The sequence below is a fragment of the Shinella sp. BE166 genome (assembly GCF_051201095.1).
Lineage (GTDB): Bacteria > Pseudomonadota > Alphaproteobacteria > Rhizobiales > Rhizobiaceae > Shinella > Shinella lacus.
In genome coordinates, this window is record NZ_JBPEHL010000003.1 from 337,430 (window position 1) to 356,439 (window position 19,010).

Here is a 19,010-nt window from a genome sequence, read left to right on the forward strand (position 1 = left end):
GAAAGACCATGCTCGACCAACGCAATGAACTGACCGCCTGGGACCGCGATCACTTCTTCCATCCTTCGACGCATATGGGCATGCACGCCCGCGGCGAGACGCCGACCCGCGTCATCGCAGGCGGTGAAGGCGTCTACATCACGGACAGCAACGGCAAGAAGAGCCTCGACGCCTTTGCCGGCCTCTATTGCGTCAATGTCGGCTACGGCCGCCAGAAGATCGCCGATGCGATCGCCGAGCAGGCCAAGAACCTCGCCTATTACCACGCCTATGTCGGCCACGGCACGGAAGCCTCGATCACGCTGTCCAAGATGATCATCGATCGCGCGCCGGAGGGCATGAGCCGCGTCTATTTCGGTCTTTCCGGCTCGGATGCCAACGAGACCAACATCAAGCTGATCTGGTACTACAACAATATCCTCGGCCGGCCGGAGAAGAAGAAGATCATCTCGCGCTGGCGCGGTTATCACGGCTCCGGCGTCATGACCGGCTCGCTGACCGGCCTCGCGCTCTTCCACAATGCCTTCGACCTGCCGCGCGCGCCGATCCTGCACACGGAAGCCCCCTACTTCTTCCGCCGGCCGGATCGCTCGATGGATGAGGAACAGTTCTCGCAATATTGCGCCGACAAGCTGGAGGAGATGATCCTCGCCGAAGGGCCGGACACGGTCGCCGCCTTCATCGGCGAGCCGATCCTCGGCACCGGCGGCATCGTGCCGCCGCCGAAGGGCTATTGGCAGAAAATTCAGGCCGTGCTCGACAAATACGACATCCTGCTCGTCGCCGACGAGGTCGTCACCGGCTTCGGTCGTCTCGGTACGATGTTCGGCTCGGACCATTACGGCATGAAGCCGGCGCTGATCACCATCGCCAAGGGCCTCACCTCGGCTTACGCGCCGCTCTCCGGCACCATCGTTTCGGACAAGATGTGGGAGGTCCTGGTCAAGGGCTCGGACGAACTCGGCGCCATCGGCCATGGCTGGACCTATTCCTCGCACCCGATCTGCGCCGCCGCTGGCGTTGCCAATCTCGAACTGATCGACGAACTCGGCCTCGTCGAGAACGCCGGCTCCACCGGCGCCTATTTCCGTGGCGAGCTGGCGAAAGCGGTGGGCGACCACAAACATGTCGGCGAGGTGCGTGGCGATGGCCTGATGGCGGCGATCGAATTCGTCGAGGACAAGGACGACCGGGCCTTCTTCGATCCCTCGAAGAAGATCGGCCCGCAGGTCTCCGCAGCCCTTCTGGAGCGCGGCGTCATCGGTCGCGCCATGCCGCAGGGCGATATCCTTGGCTTCGCGCCGCCGCTTTGCCTGACGAAGGACGAAGCCGATATCGTGGTGAAGGCCGCGGCCGACGCGATCAAGTCGGTTCTCGGTTAAACTTATAAAAGCGGCGGGCAGCGGTGGACGCTGCCCGCCGTTGCCGGCCTACTTCCGGTGATGAACCGGTTGGAGGGCGTAGACCGGCGTCGGGATGCCTTCCATGCGCGCCTTCAATTGCAGCGACAGATATTGCGAATAGTGCCGCGACTGGTGCAGGTTGCCGCCGTGGAACCACAGCGCTTCCTGCTGCGTCGGCTTCCACATGTTGCGCTGCTCGCCTTCCCACGGCCCCGGATCCTTCGGCGTATCTGAGCCGAGGCCCCAGACCTTGCCCACCGTATCCGCCGTCTGCTGGTCGATGAGATCGGCCACCCAGCCGTTCATCGAGCCGTAGCCGGTGGCATAGACGATGACGTCGGCCGGGATTTCCTTGCCATCGGAAAGCCTGATGGAATTCTCCGTGATCTCCTCCACCTGGCCCGCGGCAAGCTTGACCTTGCCGTCGATGATGAGCTGCGAGGCGCCGATATCGATGTAATAGCCGGAGCCGCGGCGCAGGTACTTCATGAAGAGACCGGAGCCGTCCGAACCCCAGTCGAGCTGGAAGCCGGCCTTTTCCAGCGCCGCGTAGAAGTCGGCGTCGCGCTCGCGCATCTTGTCGTAGAGCGGGATCTGGAACTCGTGCATGATCCGGTAGGGCAGCGAGGCGAAGATCAGGTCGGCCTTGGCCGTCGTGACGCCGTTGGCCAACGCCTTTTCGGAATAGAGCGAGCCCAGGCCGATATCCATCAGCGTATCGGAGCGAACGATATGCGTCGTCGAGCGCTGGATCATGGTGACATCGACGCCCGCCTCGTAGAGCGCGGCGCAGATGTCATGGGCCGAATTGTTCGAACCGATGACTACCACCTTCTTGCCCTTATAACCATCCGGCCCCGGATGCTGCGAGGAATGGTGCTGCTCGCCCTGGAATCGCTCGCGGCCCTTGAAATCCGGGATGTTCGCCTTGCCGGACATGCCGGTGGCGAAGACCAGTTGTTTCGGCCGGAGCACGACCTCCTCGCCGTCGCGATCGACAACGATCGTCCATTCCTTCGCCGCCTCGTCCCATTTGGCGGATTTGGCGGTGGAGCGGGTCCAGTAGTTCAGTTCCATGACCGTGGTGTAGAATTCCAGCCAGTCGCCGATCTTGTCCTTCGGCGCGAAGACCGGCCAGTTCTTCGGGAAATCGATATAGGGCAGGTGGTCGTACCAGACGGGATCGTGCAGGCAGAGCGACTTGTAGCGCTTGCGCCAGCTGTCGCCCGGCCGCTCGTTCTTTTCGAGGATGATGGTGGGCACGCCGAGCTGGCGCAGCCGCGCGCCAAGCGCGATGCCGCCCTGCCCGCCGCCGATGATGACGGTATAGGGCTGCGTCTCGTAGCCGAGCGTGCGGGCCTCGTCCTCGCGCTCCTCCTTCCAGGTTTTCGCGCCGAGATTCTGCCCGTGTTTGGCGCCGAGCGGGCGGGTGAAGCCGGATTTCTCCTCGTGGCCCTTCAGCTCGGATAGGGCCGTCAGCAGCGTCCAGATCAGGCCATCCTTGAAGCGCACGAGGCCATAGCCGCGCCCGGTCGCTGTCTCGAAGGTGATCCAGCTTTCGAGCACGCCATCCGCCTCCGTCGCCGCCTCGCCGGGGGCGACGCGCCAGTTCGACGGTTTAGCGGTGGAAAGCTGCGCTTGCAGCATGTCGCGCACCTGGTCGCGGCCCTCGACGGTCTTGAGGTTCCAGGTGAAGGCGACGAGGTCGCGCCAGTAGCATTCCTCGGCAAACAGGCTGACGGCGTCGTCGATCCGGCCGGCTTCGAGTGCCGCGCCAAAGGCATCGAGAAGCGCCTGGATGCGGGTGGTCGGGGTCTTGTCGAGCATAGTTTCTCCTCCTGCTCAGTTTCAAAAACGGGACGGCTCCTCAACCGCCCCGCAAGACGGATCGCCTATCGGGACAGGTCGATCAGGATTTTCAGGTGTTTGCCGGCGGGGTCGAGCAACTGGTCGAACCCTTCCGTGACGGCCTCGCTGAGCGAGACATATTTGGTGACGATCCGGCTCGCCGGGATCTGGCCGCTGGCGATGAGGCGGGCGACGCGGGGCCAATAGTGGGTCGGATAGGCCCAGGAGCCGCGGATATCGATGTCCTTGAAGGTGACGTCGAACCAGTTCAGCGGGTTTTCGCCGGGGTGGAGCCCGGTCTGCACGACGACGCCCTGCTTGCGCACCGCATCCGCGCAGTTCTTCAACGCATGTTCGTTGCCGACGCATTCGATGGCGATGTCACAGCCAACGCCGCCCTCCGTCTCGGCGCGAATGACATCGCCGACCTTCTCCGTCTTCGGGTTGATCGTGCGCACCTCGCCGAGCGCCTCCCGTGCCAGCGCCAGCCGGGTATCGTTGAGGTCGGAAAGGAAGAGCTGCGAGGCACCGGCGGCGCGCGCGGCCATGGCGACGAGAATGCCGATCGGCCCGGCACCGGTGACGAGCACGCTGTTGCCGGCCGTTACCCCGCCGCGATCGCAAGCATAGACGGCGACCGCCGTCGGCTCGATCAGGGCTGCCTCCTGGTCGGAAAGCGCGTCAGGAATGGGCTGGACGTTGTAGTCGTTGAGAAGGGCCGCCTGCGCCATGCCGCCGGAATGCCAGGAGAGACCGGCGAGCGCGAGATTGCCGCTCAGGTGAAACAGGCCGCGATCGGCATAATAATCGCCGCTGCGCGGCATGATCAGCGGCTGGATTGACACCCGGTCTCCAACCTTCACATGGCTGACACCCTCGCCCACCGCCTTGACGACGCCGCCGAATTCATGGCCGAGAATCTGCGGCCCATGCGCGCCCGTGAAGGGATGCGGCTCCTTCGGCACAAAGATCGGGCCATAGGCATATTCGTGCAGGTCCGTGCCGCAGATGCCGCAGAACCTGTTTTCGACCAGCACCTCGCCCGGACCGGGCGTGGGCGGCGTATCGACCTCCTCGATGCGCAGATCCTTGGCGGCGTGAAAGCGCAGAGCCTTCATTGGTTTTCCTCCTGTTATTCTTGCACAGGAGGTCAGCAAGCGGCGTGCCAGAACGGCAAGCGGCTCGTTCTTTCCGCATTTTCAATGATTTACGAAACAGGCGGCTTGGCAGGCAAAGCCGATGCAACAGGTTGCGCGCAACAGGTGTTGCGGCTGTTGCGTCAGTTGAGGCGCTTCAGGCGGCGGTGGATGGTGGAGCGGTTGACGCCGAGTTTGCGGGCAAGTGCGGAAACGTTGTTGCCGCAATCGCTGAGTGCCCGGCGCAGTTCGTCGTCATCCTGTGCGGCCGGTTCGGCAAAGAGATGCTCCGGCAGGCAATCGAGGTCGATAAGATCGCCCTCCGCAAGGGCCGCCGCCACGCGCAGCGCATTGGAAAGCTCGCGCAGATTGCCCGGCCAGTCATGCGACAGCAGGGCGGCGCGCGCCGCCTTGTCGATGCGGTAGGTCTGGCCGTTTTCCTTCTCGATGCGGCGAAGCAGCTGGTCGAGCAGCCAGCCGAGATCCTGACGGTCGCGCAGCGACGGCAGGGTCAGCGTCGCGGCATTCAGGCGATAATAGAGGTCCTGCCGGAAGCGGCCTTCCTTCACCAGTTCGGCGAGATCACGGTGCGAGGCGGAGAGCACCCGCAGGCGCACCGCCCGCGCCTTCAGCGCGCCGACCGGCTGCACCTCGTTTTCAGAGAGCACGCGCAGCAGCCGGCTTTGCAGGGCAAGCGGCATGTCGCCGATCTCGTCGAGGAACAGGGTGCCGCCGCTCGCCTCCTCGATGAGGCCGCGCTTGCCCTTCTGGCTGGCGCCGGTGAAGGCGCCGGGCGCGTAGCCGAAGAGTTCGGATTCGATGAGATGCTCGGGGATCGCCGCGCAATTGACCGCGACGAAATTGCCGGGATTGTCGCAGCTGTCATGGATCGCGCGGGCCAGGAACTCCTTGCCGCTGCCGGTTTCGCCCTGGATGAGGATGGGGATATCGCGCGCCGCGAGTTTTGCAGCACGCGCCTGCACCCTTTCCATCGCGGTATCGCCGTTGCTCAAGTCGCGCAACGCCCGCGGCAGGCGTGGCTCCGGCACGGCCGGCGCGCGGATGCTGACCGCAGGGGCGATGGCGCTGGCGAACAGCACGAGGCCGTTGCGGGCGCGCAGCAGCCGCTCGACGTTCGGCCGCCCGCGCATGAAACGCGACAGGTCGTCGACATCCATGTCAAAAACTTCGGAAATGGGCTGGCCGAGAAAGTCGCGCGTTGCGACGCCGTGCATGTTCATCGAGCGGGCGAGCGCGCCGAAACCGCCATGGGTCATGCCGGTGATGCGGCCGCTGCCGTCGAGCGCGATGGCCGCATCCGGATCGACATCGAGGAATTCGGGCGAGCGGGCAAGGCGCAGCACCCAGTCGTTGCGGGTGCGCGTCATGAGGTTGGCAAGCTCGATGCGCCGCGTGGTGGAGGCGACGAGATGCAGCGCCAGTTGCTGGCTCGCCTTGGCAGTCGGCGAGCGGAGCTGCGATATGTCGAGCACGGCCGTGAGGGCGCCCAGCGTATCGAAGACCGGGGCCGCGGTACAGGTCAATCCGATATGGCTGGTGTCGAAATGATCGTCCTGGTGGATGATCACGGGCTCGCCCGAGACGATGCAGGCGCCGACGGCGCAGGTGCCAGCGCGGTTTTCCGACCATTCCGAACCGAGATAGAGCCCTGCCCGGCGCAACTGGTTGTCGAAGGTCGGGTCGCCCATGAAATCGACGGTGACGCCGCGCGCATCCGAGAGCAGCAGCACATAGTTCTGCTCGGCGATCTGGTTGAACAGGGTTTCGAGGCCGGAACGGCCGATGCGGATCAGCTCTTCCGCCTGCTCGCGATGCTCGCGCAGCTTCACTTCCGGAACGATATAGGCTTCCTGCGCAACGGTCGGGTCGAGCTTGTAATCGTGCAGGCAGCGCAGCCAGGACTGAACGACGGGCGCATCGCGCGGGCTGACCGCGCCCATTGCGACGCGTTCGATCTCGCGAATGTGCGACAGCGTCGACACCATGCATCCATCCTCCCGCGCGCATGGTCGCACAGGAGGCGCTTGACGACAATCCATCTAGTCTGGGCCACTCAATCCGCGCCGAGCGCCACGGCCGGTTGCAGGTGCGAGGCGTTGCGGGCGGGCAGGTAGCCGAAGATCAGCCCGGTCAGGAACGAGCAGGCGAAGGCGAGCGCGACCGGGCCGATCGTGAAGCTCACCGGCATGCCGAAGACCTGCGCCAGCCCGCCGACCGACAGCCCCAGCACGACGCCGATGGCCCCGCCGATCGCCGAGACAACCAACGCCTCGATGAGGAACTGCAGCAGGATATCGCGCCGCCGCGCCCCCGTCGCCATGCGCACGCCGATCTCGCGGGTGCGCTCGCGCACGCTCACCAGCATGATGTTCATCACCCCAATGCCGCCGACCAGCAGCGAAATCGCGGCGACCGAGCCGAGGAAAAGCTTCATCGTGTTCGAGGTCTCGGTAAAGGCCTCGCGCACCGAGGACATGTTGGTGATCTGCGTATCCTCGGCCTTGTGGCGCTCGTTGAGCAGCGCCTGCACGGCCTCCTGCGTCTGGTCGATCGCAGCCGCATCCTCCACCTGCACAGTTATGGTGCGCACGTTGCGCTGGCCGAAGAGCCGCATGCTGCCGGTCGACAGCGGCACGAGGATCACGTCGTCCTGGTCGTTGCCGCCCGCACTCGCGCCCATCTCGCTCATCACGCCGATCACCTGGAAGGGGATCTTGTTGACCAGCACATATTGGCCGAGCGGATTTCCGCCATCGGGAAACAGCGTCTTCGCCACCGTCTGGCCGAGCACGGCGACGGGCGCATATGTGTCCATGTCGTCGGCATTGATAAATTCGCCGGAGGCGACCGACCAGCTTTTGGCGCGCGGGAAGTCCGGCACCGTGCCGTTGGCCGTGGTCTGGTAGTCGATATTGCCGGAACGCAGCGTCACTAAACTCGTCATTTCCGGCACCGCAAAGCTGACGTTGGGCACGGTGAGGATCGCGTCGGCATCGGACGGGATGAGCGTCACTGGCTGGCCGGTTCCCCGGAAATTCGCCATGTTGGGACGCACCAGCAGCAGGTCCGAGCCCATCGAGGAGATGCGGTCGAGCACGGAATTCTGCGCGCCTGTGCCGATCGCCAGCATCGCCACCACGGAGCCGACGCCGATGACGATGCCGAGCAGGGTAAGCACCGTGCGGAACAGGTTGGCGTGCAGCGCCCGCAGCGCCATCTTGATCGCCTCGGAAATATCGGCGATCGCCGCGGAACCCTCTTTCACCGCCGCATGCAGGCCCGCGGCGGCGTCGGAGGACGGCCGCGGTTTACGGGCGCGGTCGGAGACGATGCGGCCGTCGCGGATCTCGATCAGCCGGTCGGCGGCTTCAGCCACTTCGCGCGAGTGGGTGATCAGGATGATCGTGTGGCCGTCCTGGTGCATCTTGCGCAGCAGCGCCATCACCTCCTCGCCGCTCTGGCTGTCGAGCGCGCCGGTCGGCTCGTCGGCGAGTATGACGCGGCCGCCGTTCATCAGCGCGCGGGCGATGGAGACGCGCTGCTGCTGGCCGCCGGAAAGCTGGTTCGGCCGGTGGTCGAGGCGGTCGCCGAGGCGCAGCGATTGGAGCAATCCTTCCGCCCGCTCCTGCCGGTCGCGTGCCGAAATGCCGGCATAGATCGCCGGCACCTCGACATTTTCGCGCGCACTCGCGGTCGGGATGAGGTTGTAGCTCTGGAAGACGAAGCCGAAGGTGCGGCGGCGCAGCGCCGCGAGCTCGTCCGTCTCGAAATCCGACACGGGCTCGCCGTCGATGCGATATTCTCCGGAGGTCGGCTGGTCGAGACAGCCGAGAATGTTCATCAGCGTCGACTTGCCGGAACCGGACTGGCCGATGATCGCGACGAATTCCCCGGCCTCGATGTCGAGGGTGACGCCGTGCAGGACTTCCACGGCGAAACCGTCGTTGAAGAAGGTTTTGGTGACGTCCCGGAGCGAGAGGAGTGCGGTCATGGCATCGCCCTCAGAACATTGGCGGCATGCGCATGCCGCGGCGCTGCCCCCGGTTGCCGCCGGCCGGGCGCCCGCTGTCGGAGCCTGCGCCGATGACGACGCGGTCGCCCTCTTCAAGCCCGCTCTTCACCTCGACGCTGACGCGGTTGCGGATGCCGGTCTCGACCTTGCGGACCTCGGTGGCGCCGGATGCGGCGACGACCGTCACCTCGGTTTCCGGCTTGCCGCCCGCCTCGTTCCGCTTCAGGCTGATGGCACCGCTCGGCACGACGAGCACATCGCGCGCGGCCGCCTGCACGAAGAACACCTGCGCGCTCATCGAGATCATCAGCTCGCCCTCCGGGTTCGGCACGTCGAACAGCGCGTTGTAGAGCACGACATTGTTCTCGACGGTCGGCGAGGGCTGGATCTGGCGGAGTTTGCCGGCGAAACGTTTTCCCGGCTGACCGAGCAGGGTGAAATAGGCCTCCATGCCCACTTTCAGGCGGCTGACATCGGCCTCGGAGACTTCGGCACGCACCGTCATGGTCGAGAGATCGGCGATGGTGACGATGGTCGGCGCGGTCTGGCTGGCGTTCAGCGTCTGGCCTTCCTTGACCGGATTGGCGACGATTGTCCCGGCCATGGGCGCGAAGATCTTGGTATAGCCGAGATCGACCTCGTCGCCGGCCAGCGTCGCCTGCTGCTTGCGGATCTGCGCGTCGATAGCGTTGACATCGGCTTCCGCGGCCGCAAGATCGGCCACGGCCTGGTCGAGCGCCTGCTGGGCCACGGCATTCCCGGCGATGAGGTTGCGCTGGCGGGTGATGTTGGCCTGCTTGAAGACGAGCTGCGCCTTGCGCGATTGAAGCTGCGCCTGGAGATTGGCAAGTTCGGCGCGGTTGATCTCGATGCGGTTCTCGATGGTCGCGGGGTCGATCTCGGCGACGAGCTGATCCTTCGTGACCGTGTCGCCGATCTCGACATGCAGAACCTTTAGCTGGCCGGAGACCTGCGCGCCCGCATCGACGGACTTGACCGCCTCCAGCGTGCCGACCGCCGTCACCGCATTCTCGACATCACCGCGCACGACGGCCTGCGTGATGACCGCGGTCGTCGTCTCGGCCGGCGCATAGCGGGTCCAAGCATAATAGCCGGCGCCGGCAAGCACGGCGATCACCGGCAGCCAAATCCAGGCGCGCGAGCGCCGCTTGCGCCGGGCGGGCGGGGTCGCGCCGGGCATGAAGGTCACATTGGTCCGGCCCGCCTCATCGGCAGGCTTGTCGTCCTTTTGCGGTCGTGCGGTCTTGGTCATCGGCTTCCCATAGGTCGAGGCCACGCCTCTGCCGTCCCTTTAAAACAAAGGTGGCACCGTAACCGCCAAAGGAGAAGCCCTTGTGATCATTATATTTTCGTAATGTTCGCCGGAGCAGACCTACAAGTCCTCCTTAGGGTCCGCCGCCGAGCCTTGGCTAAGGCAAATATTCGCTATTTCCGGATCGCCCAATTTCGCAGTGACTTGTCTCCATAGGCGGCCGCGACGACGATGAGGCCGAGAATGAGGATGAACCATTGCGGCTGAACGCCTGTGACGACCAGATAAGATTGAATGGAGGACAGGACGAAAGCGCCCATCAGCGCTCCGATCAGTGAAATCCGGCCGCCGGCCAACAAGCAACCGCCCAGAACACAGGAAGCGATGGCTTGCAATTCCATCAGGCGCCCCATGGAACCATCCGCAAACCCGAGCTTTCCAGCCTCAAGCGCACCGGCAAAGGCGGCGAGCGTGCCGCAGATGACGAATGCGGAGAGCTTGATCCGATCGACACGCACACCGCGCGAATGCGCGCTGTCGGCTGAGCCACCAACGGCCAGCAGCCGGTTGCCGAATGGCATGGCCTTCAGGACGACGATGAGCACGGCAAAGGCGGCAATCAACCAGAACAGGGCAGTGTTGAAGCCGAGAAAGTCACCACCACCGAGAAGGAAGTAGGTCCAACCGTTGCGCGCAGCATAGGGAATGGAAAAGGAAAAGCCGTCCGTCAACGCGATGGCGATGCCGCGGAAAATCATCAGCGTGCCAAGCGTGATGATCAGCGAAGGCGTTTTGGTCCTCGTTACTAGCCAGCCGTTCACGTAACCGATCGCCGCGCCCACGACGATGGCGGCCAAAGCGGCAAATACGGGATCAACGCGGACGGCGAGCCAGAGATGAGCGAGCGCACCCATGCCGAAGGTCGAGCCGACCGAAATGTCGATTTCGCCGGTCCCGATCACGATGGCAACACCTAGGCTCATCAAGCCGAGCGTCGCGGTCACCTGCATGATCGTTCCGATATTATAGAGGTTTGCCCAACGCCCCTCAGAGGTCGAAGCGAAAATGACAATCAGGATGGCGCCGATCAGGAAGATGCCGATTTCCGTGTGACGGCGAATGAGGGGCTTTGCCGCGGACAGCGCCATCAGACCGCCTCCTGCTTCTCGACAAGACGGCCGCCCTGGCGGATGACGTCTTCGAGCGCCTCCGCCGATATGCTGTCCGTCGACGCATCGGCGACCTTTTCGCCGTTTTCCATGATAACAATGCGATCGGCGAGCTTGTGCACCTGAAAGATGTCGTGCGTGATGTAGATAACGAGCAAGCCCTGCTCCTTCAATTGCACCGCCAGTTCATTGACATGCTCGCGTTCGCGAACCGACAGGTGGTTGGTCGGCTCGTCCATGATCACGACGCGATTCTTGAACTCGACGGCCCGGCCGATCTTGACCGATTGACGCTCTCCACCCGACAGCCGTTCCACCTCGTCGTCTGCCGAGACATTCTCGCGAAGGCCGAATTGCCGGATAACGCGGCTCGATTTCTCGCGCATCTTCGCGAAATCGAGGAATGGTATGCCGAGGATCCGTTTGACCGGCTCCCGGCCGAGATAGAAGTTGCGCGCGATCGAAAGGTTGTCGCAGAGGCCAACGGACTGCTGAATGGTCTCGATACCCTGATCGATGGCGAGCTTCGGATGGAATTTTTCCACCTTCTTGCCATCGAAGAACACCTCCCCTTTTGTCGGGGGGTGGATGCCGCACAGAACGCGGATCAGTGTGGTCTTGCCGGCACCGTTGTCGCCGACCAGGCCGATCAGTTCGCCCGCGTTGAAATCGACCGAGACGTTTTTCAGCGCGTGGAAGGCACCGAAATAGAGGTCGAGGTTTTTCACCTGGATGAGAGGTTGTTGGGTCATTTGAGCGTCCTCCCGCGTCAAACGCTGTGCCCGATAAAGCGGGCAAGCTTCTGATTGAAAATAACCGCCACGATGAGAACGGCGCCGACGAATGTGATGTACCAGGACGATGGCGCGCCGAGCGCGATCAACTCGTAGCGGAAGCTGACGACGATCAAGGCGCCGAGGATGACACCGAGGATCGATCCCCGCCCGCCGGTCAGCAGGCACCCGCCGATTACCGCTGCCGAGATGGCCTCGAGTTCCATGTTCTCGCCGAGCGTCACGTGGGTTTGCGGCTGGTTGCACAGCGTCAGGATGCCGGCGAAGCCCGCAAGCAGCGAGCAAAGGACAAAGGCTGCCGTCTTGACGCGGTCGGTGCGGACGCCGCGTGATTCAGCGCTTTCCCGACTGCCGCCGGTCGCCAGAAGCCGGTTCCCGAAGCGGGTGCCCCAGAGCATGATGGACAACAAGACGGAAATGATGCCCACCCAGTATATTGCCGCTGCAATGCCGAAGAGTTCTCCGCCCAAGAGTCGGGTCAGGGCGTGGGTACGGGCATCGGGAGAGAAATTGTGGACGGAGCCGCCTGTCCAGACATAGATGATGCCGCGCGCCGCGAACAGGCCGCCAAGCGTGACGATCATCGACGGGAGTTCACCCTTGACGACAGCGGTTCCCTGGAGAAACCCTGCAGCCGCCGCAATGCCCAGAGCCACGACCAAAGAGCCCGGCACGCCCAAAGAGGGCTCCAGCGTTATGAATGCAACGCCCGTCAGCCCATAGATCGAACCGACGGACAGATCGATTTCCTTCGTCATGATCACGAGGGCCTGACCCAATGCCACCAAGGCGAGGATCGCCGTAAACTGCGTGACGTTGGACAGCGTCTGCACCGTCCACCAGCCAGAAAAATCGATCACTGTGAAAACGGCCAGCATGGCGATGACGCCAACCGTCGCGCCAAAACCCTGGCTGCGGACAAGGTATTTCATGGTTCTGGTCCTGCTCGTTGATATGCGCCGCGGGATGCGCAAATGAGGGCAGCCAGCCTGTCGAAAGGCCAGCCGCCCTCGCCCGGGAGGGTACCGGTTACCAGGTGTTCTGTTCGTCGTAGGCCTTGTCGCCGAACACGCCGCGGACCTGCGTGGCCCACTGATCCGCATTATCCTTGTTGATTACAAGCGGACCCGTCAGAATGCTTTGCCGGGGCGCGTATCCGAACTTCTTGTTCCAATAGAGCCACTCCATGGGAGCATAGCCCTGCAACCAAAAGCCCTGGCTGTTCGTCGCGAGAATATGGCCCGCACGCACGCCTTCGATCGACACAGGACCTTCATCGACGGTCAGGACGGCGACGCCCTTGTCATCGACGTCCGGATCGAGCTTCATTTCGTTCGCCACACCCCAGGCCCAGGGAGACGACCAGCCGGCAACCGTGAAGATATAGTTGGTGTCCGGATTGGCCTGCAGGAACGACTGCAGCGTGTTGCGCGCCGTTGCTGGCTCCGCGCCGATGAAGAGTTCGTCGAACTTGGCGCCCGCCTTCTCCATCACCTCTTTCATGCCCGCGCAGCGCGCCTTGAGGCCCTGATGTGCCGAGTCATGGCTTGCGCAGACGACATGCGTGGGCTTCGGGATCTCCCCGGCCTCGACCTTCGTAAGTGCATATTCGCCGAGCTTCTTGCCCGTCAGGAACTCGTCGCCGCCGACATAGGTCAGATAGGGAATGCGCTCGCCGTCCGGACGACCGTCAGGAATGTTGAAGGCGACGACCGGGATGCCGGCTTCGATCGCCTTGCGCAGCGGGCCTTCAAAGGCATCGGAACTGACGATCGGCACCGCAATGCCATCCGGCTGGGTTGCGATCGCTTGTTCGAGCAGACGGACATGCTCCTGAACGGAATAGTTGTTCGTGGAGATGTATTCGGTCTTCACGTCCGGATACTTCGCTTCGAACTCCTTCAAGGATGTCGTCAGCCAATTCATGTTCGGATCGTTAGAACCGATATGAGATACCATGACGAAGCGATACTGCTTTTCGGCATCCTGGGCGTGGGCGATGCCAAGCGCAGCAGACGTCAAAAGCGCAGAGTACAGGATGCTCTTTCCAATTTTCATAAGGTTCCTCCTCCTTGATTTGAAGCAACGGAGTCTTCGATGCGAGCGCCTGGCTCAGTCGTTTTCAGACGGCATCACAGGCAACCTCCACGCTGCCTGCTGAACTCCTCGACGCAACATTTATTGCACAAAATTCAGATAGTCAATATTTATTCCAGATTCGGACCGAAGTCGGCGTTGCGGTGGGCGTTCGTGACTATCTGGGGCGACCTAGCAACCAGATCGCTTGGACGTATTTTCATTGATGAAGATGAAGGTTCACAAGGTTTTCATGGGGTGAATTCTGATTTTCTCTTCATCAAATTGGCGTGGAGAGCATACTTCACATAACATATTGAAAATATTTCATTTATTCTGAAAGGAGAAATAAGAATGATGTAAACTACATCGTTCCTTTGCAGCTTTTGAGCTTCAAGTAGGGCATCATCGACGAAACGAACGGATATTCCCCCGTCGCCGATGGGCAGCAAGGTTACCTTGGCCGGTACTACATCGATGCCCACAGAAGGCGCTACGGGCCGCAATTGTATCGCGTGTGGACGAGAACCTGCGAATAGCTTGGCTCACTGGTCACGCCATTCAAATTGCTTTTTATCCATCTTGCTGCCGAGGCGAGTTCGGCCGCGAAATCATGCGAAATGACATAATCCATCACTCCGGACTCCAGAAGCGCGCGGGAATGGATGGACAATTCATGACCGACGAACACTGTCTCATTCGCCTTGCCCGCATTTTCCAGCGCCTTGGCAATGCCGCGATTGGCGCCAGCGACATTGTAAATTGCCGCGGGATGCCCATTCGTCTCGAAGTATCGCGTTAGCTGTTCGCATGTGCTCTCGGGCCTTTCGTCCGAGATCATGCGTTCCTCGATCTTCAGGTACGGAAAATCGGACCGCAGAACGCGCCGAAAGCCCATCTCCCGCTCCTGCTGACAGCGAAACGGTACGCTCATGACAACCAGAATGCTGCTGTTTTCCTTCGGCAGCGCATTGCCGATCAAGAGTGCCGCAACACTGCCGGCGGCATACTGATCGTTCCCGACATAAGTGCTTCGTCGTGAACTCGGCAGATCGGTTGTAAGGCAGACCACCGGCCGGCCGATCGTCCGGAGCTTTCGAATGGCCCGGTTCGTTGCCGGATGCTCCCGGCCAATGACGACGACGCCGTCCCCCTCTCCGCCTTCCTGCTCGATCCGCCGCGCGAAGGCGAGCGGTTCGGCGTCGCTTGTTGTTACGTAAACGCCTTGTATGTCGATGCCGGCCTGCGTGCGGTTCACCTCCGACACCGCCGCCGCCATGGCCGCATTGAATGTTTCACCCGATTCACAGAACAGGCGAATGAGGACCGGAACGCCGCTGTCGGCGCTCTCATGGCGGAGTTTTTCAAGCGCCGCGAGAACCCGTGCACGGGTCTTCTCCCGCACACCGCTACGGTTGTTGAGCACTCGGTCGACCGTCGCGGAGCCCACAGCCGCAATCTTCGCGATCGCTTGGACCGATGGCCCTTTCCATGTTCCAGGCTTTGCCGGTTTTGGCATTTTTCCTCTCACAGTCTGATGCGATTTAAATCATGGAATCGACTGAGTGACCGCGTGTTACCAAGAGGACGACGACGTCGGTCTGGATTTGTGCGGTGCGATATATTTGATGTGAAAGACATCGAAATTTGTCCTTCGCTTTCGTTGAATGATGGCATTTCAATCCAGATAATCCAACCGATCAATTGAAGAAAATCCTCACGCTCGAAGCTGGCATTGCTTCTCATCGACGAGTGCCTTGCTCCAGCTCAGGGCCCGCCGCGAGGCTTCAAACTTGAATTGTCGCAATAGGAACTCGCTCATAGCGACCCGTCGTTGTGCCCATCGCGCTTCGAAAACAAGGAACATGGAATGTCGGTCAGAATTGCAATTATCGGTGCAGGCATCATGGGTGCCGACCATGCACGGATCGTGTCTGAGGATTTGCCCGGAGCCGTGTTGCAGGTCGTCTGCGACGCATCCCAAACGCGCGCCCGTGCGATAGCCGAGGATTGCGGCGCAGCCGACATCTCCACCGACCCACTTCAGACGATCCGGCGCGAAGACATCGACGCCGTGATCATCGCCAGCCCGGACCAAACCCACGCGCCCTTGTCGCTTGCCGCAATCGAGGTGGGCAAACCCGTGCTCTGCGAAAAACCCCTGTCGCAGAATTCCGGAGAATGCCGCGCGGTCATCGACGCGGAAGTCGCGCGCGGTCGCCGGTTTGTCCAGCTCGGCTTCATGCGCCGTTTCGACCCGTCCTATCGCGATATGAAGGCCGCGCTCGCGGATGGATCGCTCGGCCAGGCGATCATGATGCACAACACCCACAGGAATGTCGAAGCGCCCGCAAACTTCACCGGCCAGATGGCAATCACAAACTCGGCCCCGCACGAATTCGATGTCGCACGCTTCATCCTCGACGCCGATTACACCGCGATATCCGTCTTCCAGCCGAGCGGAGTGGATGCATCGAAGACCGGCGCTCCGGTCTTCATGGTTCTCGAAACCGATCGGGGCCACATCGTCAACATCGAGGTCAACAACAACGCTGCCTATGGCTACGACGTGCGCGGCGAATTGGTGGGCGAAAGGGGCTCGATCCTGCTCAACGCCCCTGTCCACACGCGCCGCAACGCCCATCTCATGGCTTTCGAGCACTATCCATCCGACTGGCGGCCGCGCTTTGCGGAAGCCTACCGGCTGCAGAACAAGGCCTTTGTGAATTTCGTCCGAACTGGCACGTTTCCCCCAATCGCCTCCGACAGTTGGGATGGCTACTGCGCCACTCTCGTCGCAGAAGCAGGCGTCGAGGCACTGCGGACGGGCAAGCGCGTCAGCCTCGACCCAATGGTCAGGCCCCCTCTCTACAACGCACGATAAGGAATTCGATAATGAAGCTCGGTTTCGTCTCCGACAGCCTTGGCGGCTTGTCTTTCGATGCCCTCCTCGACAGTGCCGCACAACTCGGTGTCTCCGGCGTCGAGGTGAACACCGGCGGCTGGTCCACGGCCCCACATTTCGATCTCGAGGCGATGAAAGGCAGCGCCGATGCGCGTCGGCGCTTCACCAGAGCCTTCGAGGAGCGTAGCCTGGAGATCATTGCACTCAACGCCAACGGCAATCCACTGCACCCGACCCAGCCTAAGCAGGGCGAGTGTCTCAAGGATACGATCCGGCTTGCCGGAGAAATGGGCATTAAGACCGTCTGCACCATGTCCGGCCTGCCCGCCGGGCGCGAAGGCGATCTCATGCCTAACTGGGTCGTCTCGTCCTGGCCGCCGGAAACACAGGAAGTATTGCGCTACCAGTGGGAAGAGAAGCTTCTGCCATTCTGGGCGGAGATCGCCGATCTCGCAAAGGAAGGCGGCGTCGAGCGCATCGCGCTGGAATTGCATGGCAATCAATATGTTTACAACGTCCCCTCGCTTTTGAAGCTGCGGGCCGCCATCGGTCCAGTCGTCGGCGCCAATCTCGACCCCTCGCACCTTTTCTGGATGGGCGCTGATCCGCTGATGGCGGCCGAAGCGCTCGGAGATGCCATCTTCCATGTGCACGCCAAGGACACGATGCTGAATGCGCCGGTTCAGGCGACGACCTCGCTTCTGGAAAATGGTTCCCTGATGAACGTTCCGGCTCGAAGCTGGTCCTACGTCACACTCGGTTTCGGCCACGGCGAAGCCTGGTGGCGGCAATTTTGTTACCGCTTGCAGATGGCAGGCTACGACGGCTGGCTTTCGATCGAGCACGAAGACGTACTGCTCAACAGTTTCGAAGGGCTGGAGAAATCGGTGGTACTGCTGAAGACCGTCATGCCCGTCGCCGCAAGCGATTTCAAACTGCAAGCGATTTGACGGCCATGCCATCGAAAGCGAAGTTCCGCGGACGACGAAATTAGAGCGTCGCCGCGGATGTAGGAGGCGTGGAAAAACGCAACAGGTTATTGTCCAGCGCGGCTGGCACTTTCTTCGGGATCGAACATCGCAAGGCCGGCAACGCCAGCGGTTACCGGCACTTCGTTCTGCAACACGTCCCAGTGTTCGACGAGCTTGCTACCCTCGACCCGGAAGATATCAACCACAATCTGGGGCTCGTCCGCCCAGCTCCGGATACGGCCGTGGATAGCGACCAAGTCGCCTTCGGCGATGATCAATCCCGGTTCGTAGTGGACGGAAGGTGAGAGGGTCTCAACGAGGCGCTGCAACACGTCCCTGCCCTGAGGAATGTTCGGATTGTGCTGGATATAATCGTCGGCGTAGAGGCATCGCGGCGCTGGAACAACGACGTCTCGCATCCAGGACCAGTGCCTTAGAAGCCGTACATCGCGATGATGATTGCGAAGGCGGCAACGATCAAAATGCCGACGAAGGTCATCGCGCTCACGAAGAGGGCGGCCGCGATCGGATAAACGTTGCGCCATGCAAGCGTTGCCGCAGCGATTGCAAAAAGGGGCGATACGACGAAGTAAACCGGGGTGACTCTATCGTCGCCATGAAAGTCGAGCCCTTGCTCAACGACGGACGGCAACGTCGAAAGCCAGCCCAGCACTATGCTGCCGGCAACTGCAAGGGTAGTGCCGCGAAGATCGCGTCGAGCGGCCAAGACGAACGCCGCGACGGCGGCGAGAGACTGAAGCCCACCCATGGCGGCAGTTGTCCATCCACCAAGCCCAGAGGCCGGGTTCGCCACCCCCATGAAGACGTAGGCCACGGACGACAGACCTACATATACCTGCAGTGCAGCCGTGAGAACGAGCAGAGGCCATACCGCCTTTGCCGCCAACGATTTAGTCTTATGTTCCGAGTTCGCCAACTTCTGCGCTCTGAAAATGGACCTGCCCCCGCTTTGCGGCAGCCCGACCCCAGACATTCTGTGAAAACATGATGTCGGCATTTTTTATCAGAATTGGGCCGATCGGAAAAATGTGGTAATCGCAGTCAAACAATAGCAGGAGTGTAGTAGTGAGCGAACCGACCGTGGAAGATGCAACAAACCGCATCTATGAATCGCTTCAGGCTGACAATGCCGACATTGATGTGCATATCGCGACCCTCAAGGCAGCGTTGACGCGGGCAGGTTTAAAAGAAGCGACATTCGACCCGGCTAGGCTCGCGCACAACAACCGTTCTGGCAGGAAGCTGATGCAGGCCTATTTCCGACAACGCGGCGTAACGGTGAAATACTCGGCATCTGAGCCTTATGGCGTCAGGCAAACCGCAGTATGACGACCGATCTCCTTTTTGGCAGGGCCATCGATAAGCTGCCGATCCCAACCCG

General features: G+C 61.9%; 16 protein-coding genes. 4 read left to right on the forward strand and 12 right to left on the reverse strand.

The window, feature by feature from the left end; genetic code table 11:
* The first annotated feature begins 8 nt into the window (after window positions 1-8).
* Window positions 9-1,382, forward strand: a complete 1,374-nt coding sequence (locus tag J2Y63_RS08965) for an aspartate aminotransferase family protein (RefSeq protein WP_435265782.1) — start codon at window positions 9-11, stop codon at window positions 1,380-1,382.
* 48 nt (window positions 1,383-1,430) lie between these two features.
* Here J2Y63_RS08965 and J2Y63_RS08970 read toward each other — a convergent pair whose 3' ends face one another.
* The 10 genes from J2Y63_RS08970 to J2Y63_RS09015 form a co-directional block, all read right to left on the reverse strand.
* Window positions 1,431-3,230, reverse strand: a complete 1,800-nt coding sequence (locus tag J2Y63_RS08970) for an NAD(P)/FAD-dependent oxidoreductase (RefSeq protein WP_435265783.1) — start codon at window positions 3,228-3,230, stop codon at window positions 1,431-1,433.
* Window positions 3,231-3,295: 65 nt separating this feature from the next.
* Complete coding sequence (locus J2Y63_RS08975) at window positions 3,296-4,369, reverse strand: 2,3-butanediol dehydrogenase (RefSeq protein ID WP_435265784.1); 1,074 nt, start codon at window positions 4,367-4,369, stop codon at window positions 3,296-3,298.
* A 161-nt stretch (window positions 4,370-4,530) separates the two neighbouring features.
* Entirely contained in the window at window positions 4,531-6,393 is a 1,863-nt protein-coding gene (locus J2Y63_RS08980) for a sigma-54-dependent Fis family transcriptional regulator (protein ID WP_435265785.1), read from the reverse strand.
* A 68-nt stretch (window positions 6,394-6,461) separates the two neighbouring features.
* Entirely contained in the window at window positions 6,462-8,399 is a 1,938-nt protein-coding gene (locus J2Y63_RS08985; protein ID WP_435265786.1) for a MacB family efflux pump subunit, read from the reverse strand.
* A gap of 10 nt (window positions 8,400-8,409) precedes the next feature.
* A complete protein-coding gene (locus tag J2Y63_RS08990) occupies window positions 8,410-9,693 on the reverse strand; it encodes an efflux RND transporter periplasmic adaptor subunit (RefSeq protein ID WP_435265787.1) in 1,284 nt (427 codons plus the stop codon).
* A gap of 173 nt (window positions 9,694-9,866) precedes the next feature.
* Window positions 9,867-10,841, reverse strand: coding sequence for an ABC transporter permease (locus J2Y63_RS08995; RefSeq protein ID WP_435265788.1), 975 nt, complete (start codon window positions 10,839-10,841; stop codon window positions 9,867-9,869).
* Window positions 10,841-11,614 (reverse strand): ATP-binding cassette domain-containing protein, encoded by a 774-nt coding sequence (locus tag J2Y63_RS09000; protein WP_256116376.1) that lies wholly within the window; start codon window positions 11,612-11,614, stop codon window positions 10,841-10,843. The genes J2Y63_RS08995 and J2Y63_RS09000 overlap by 1 nt, the downstream gene beginning before the upstream one ends.
* A 17-nt stretch (window positions 11,615-11,631) precedes the next feature.
* Window positions 11,632-12,588, reverse strand: coding sequence for an ABC transporter permease (locus J2Y63_RS09005; RefSeq protein WP_435265789.1), 957 nt, complete (start codon window positions 12,586-12,588; stop codon window positions 11,632-11,634).
* A gap of 97 nt (window positions 12,589-12,685) precedes the next feature.
* Complete coding sequence (locus tag J2Y63_RS09010; protein ID WP_435265790.1) at window positions 12,686-13,714, reverse strand: sugar ABC transporter substrate-binding protein; 1,029 nt, start codon at window positions 13,712-13,714, stop codon at window positions 12,686-12,688.
* Window positions 13,715-14,225: 511 nt separating this feature from the next.
* On the reverse strand, window positions 14,226-15,251 hold the full coding sequence (locus J2Y63_RS09015) for a LacI family DNA-binding transcriptional regulator (RefSeq protein WP_435265791.1): 1,026 nt from the start codon (window positions 15,249-15,251) through the stop codon (window positions 14,226-14,228).
* Window positions 15,252-15,602: 351 nt separating this feature from the next.
* On the opposite strand from J2Y63_RS09015, the gene J2Y63_RS09020 reads away from it, so the two are divergent.
* Window positions 15,603-16,616 (forward strand): Gfo/Idh/MocA family oxidoreductase, encoded by a 1,014-nt coding sequence (locus J2Y63_RS09020; protein ID WP_256116371.1) that lies wholly within the window; start codon window positions 15,603-15,605, stop codon window positions 16,614-16,616.
* 11 nt (window positions 16,617-16,627) lie between these two features.
* The gene (locus J2Y63_RS09025; RefSeq protein WP_435265792.1) at window positions 16,628-17,587 is read left to right on the forward strand and encodes a sugar phosphate isomerase/epimerase family protein; all 960 of its coding nucleotides are present in this window, start codon (window positions 16,628-16,630) and stop codon (window positions 17,585-17,587) included.
* 86 nt (window positions 17,588-17,673) lie between these two features.
* Here J2Y63_RS09025 and J2Y63_RS09030 read toward each other — a convergent pair whose 3' ends face one another.
* On the reverse strand, window positions 17,674-18,027 hold the full coding sequence (locus J2Y63_RS09030) for a nuclear transport factor 2 family protein (RefSeq protein ID WP_435265793.1): 354 nt from the start codon (window positions 18,025-18,027) through the stop codon (window positions 17,674-17,676).
* Between the two features lie 14 nt (window positions 18,028-18,041).
* Complete coding sequence (locus J2Y63_RS09035; protein ID WP_256116367.1) at window positions 18,042-18,443, reverse strand: hypothetical protein; 402 nt, start codon at window positions 18,441-18,443, stop codon at window positions 18,042-18,044.
* A gap of 251 nt (window positions 18,444-18,694) precedes the next feature.
* On the opposite strand from J2Y63_RS09035, the gene J2Y63_RS09040 reads away from it, so the two are divergent.
* Window positions 18,695-18,958 (forward strand): hypothetical protein, encoded by a 264-nt coding sequence (locus tag J2Y63_RS09040; RefSeq protein WP_435265794.1) that lies wholly within the window; start codon window positions 18,695-18,697, stop codon window positions 18,956-18,958.
* The last annotated feature ends 52 nt before the right edge of the window (window positions 18,959-19,010 follow it).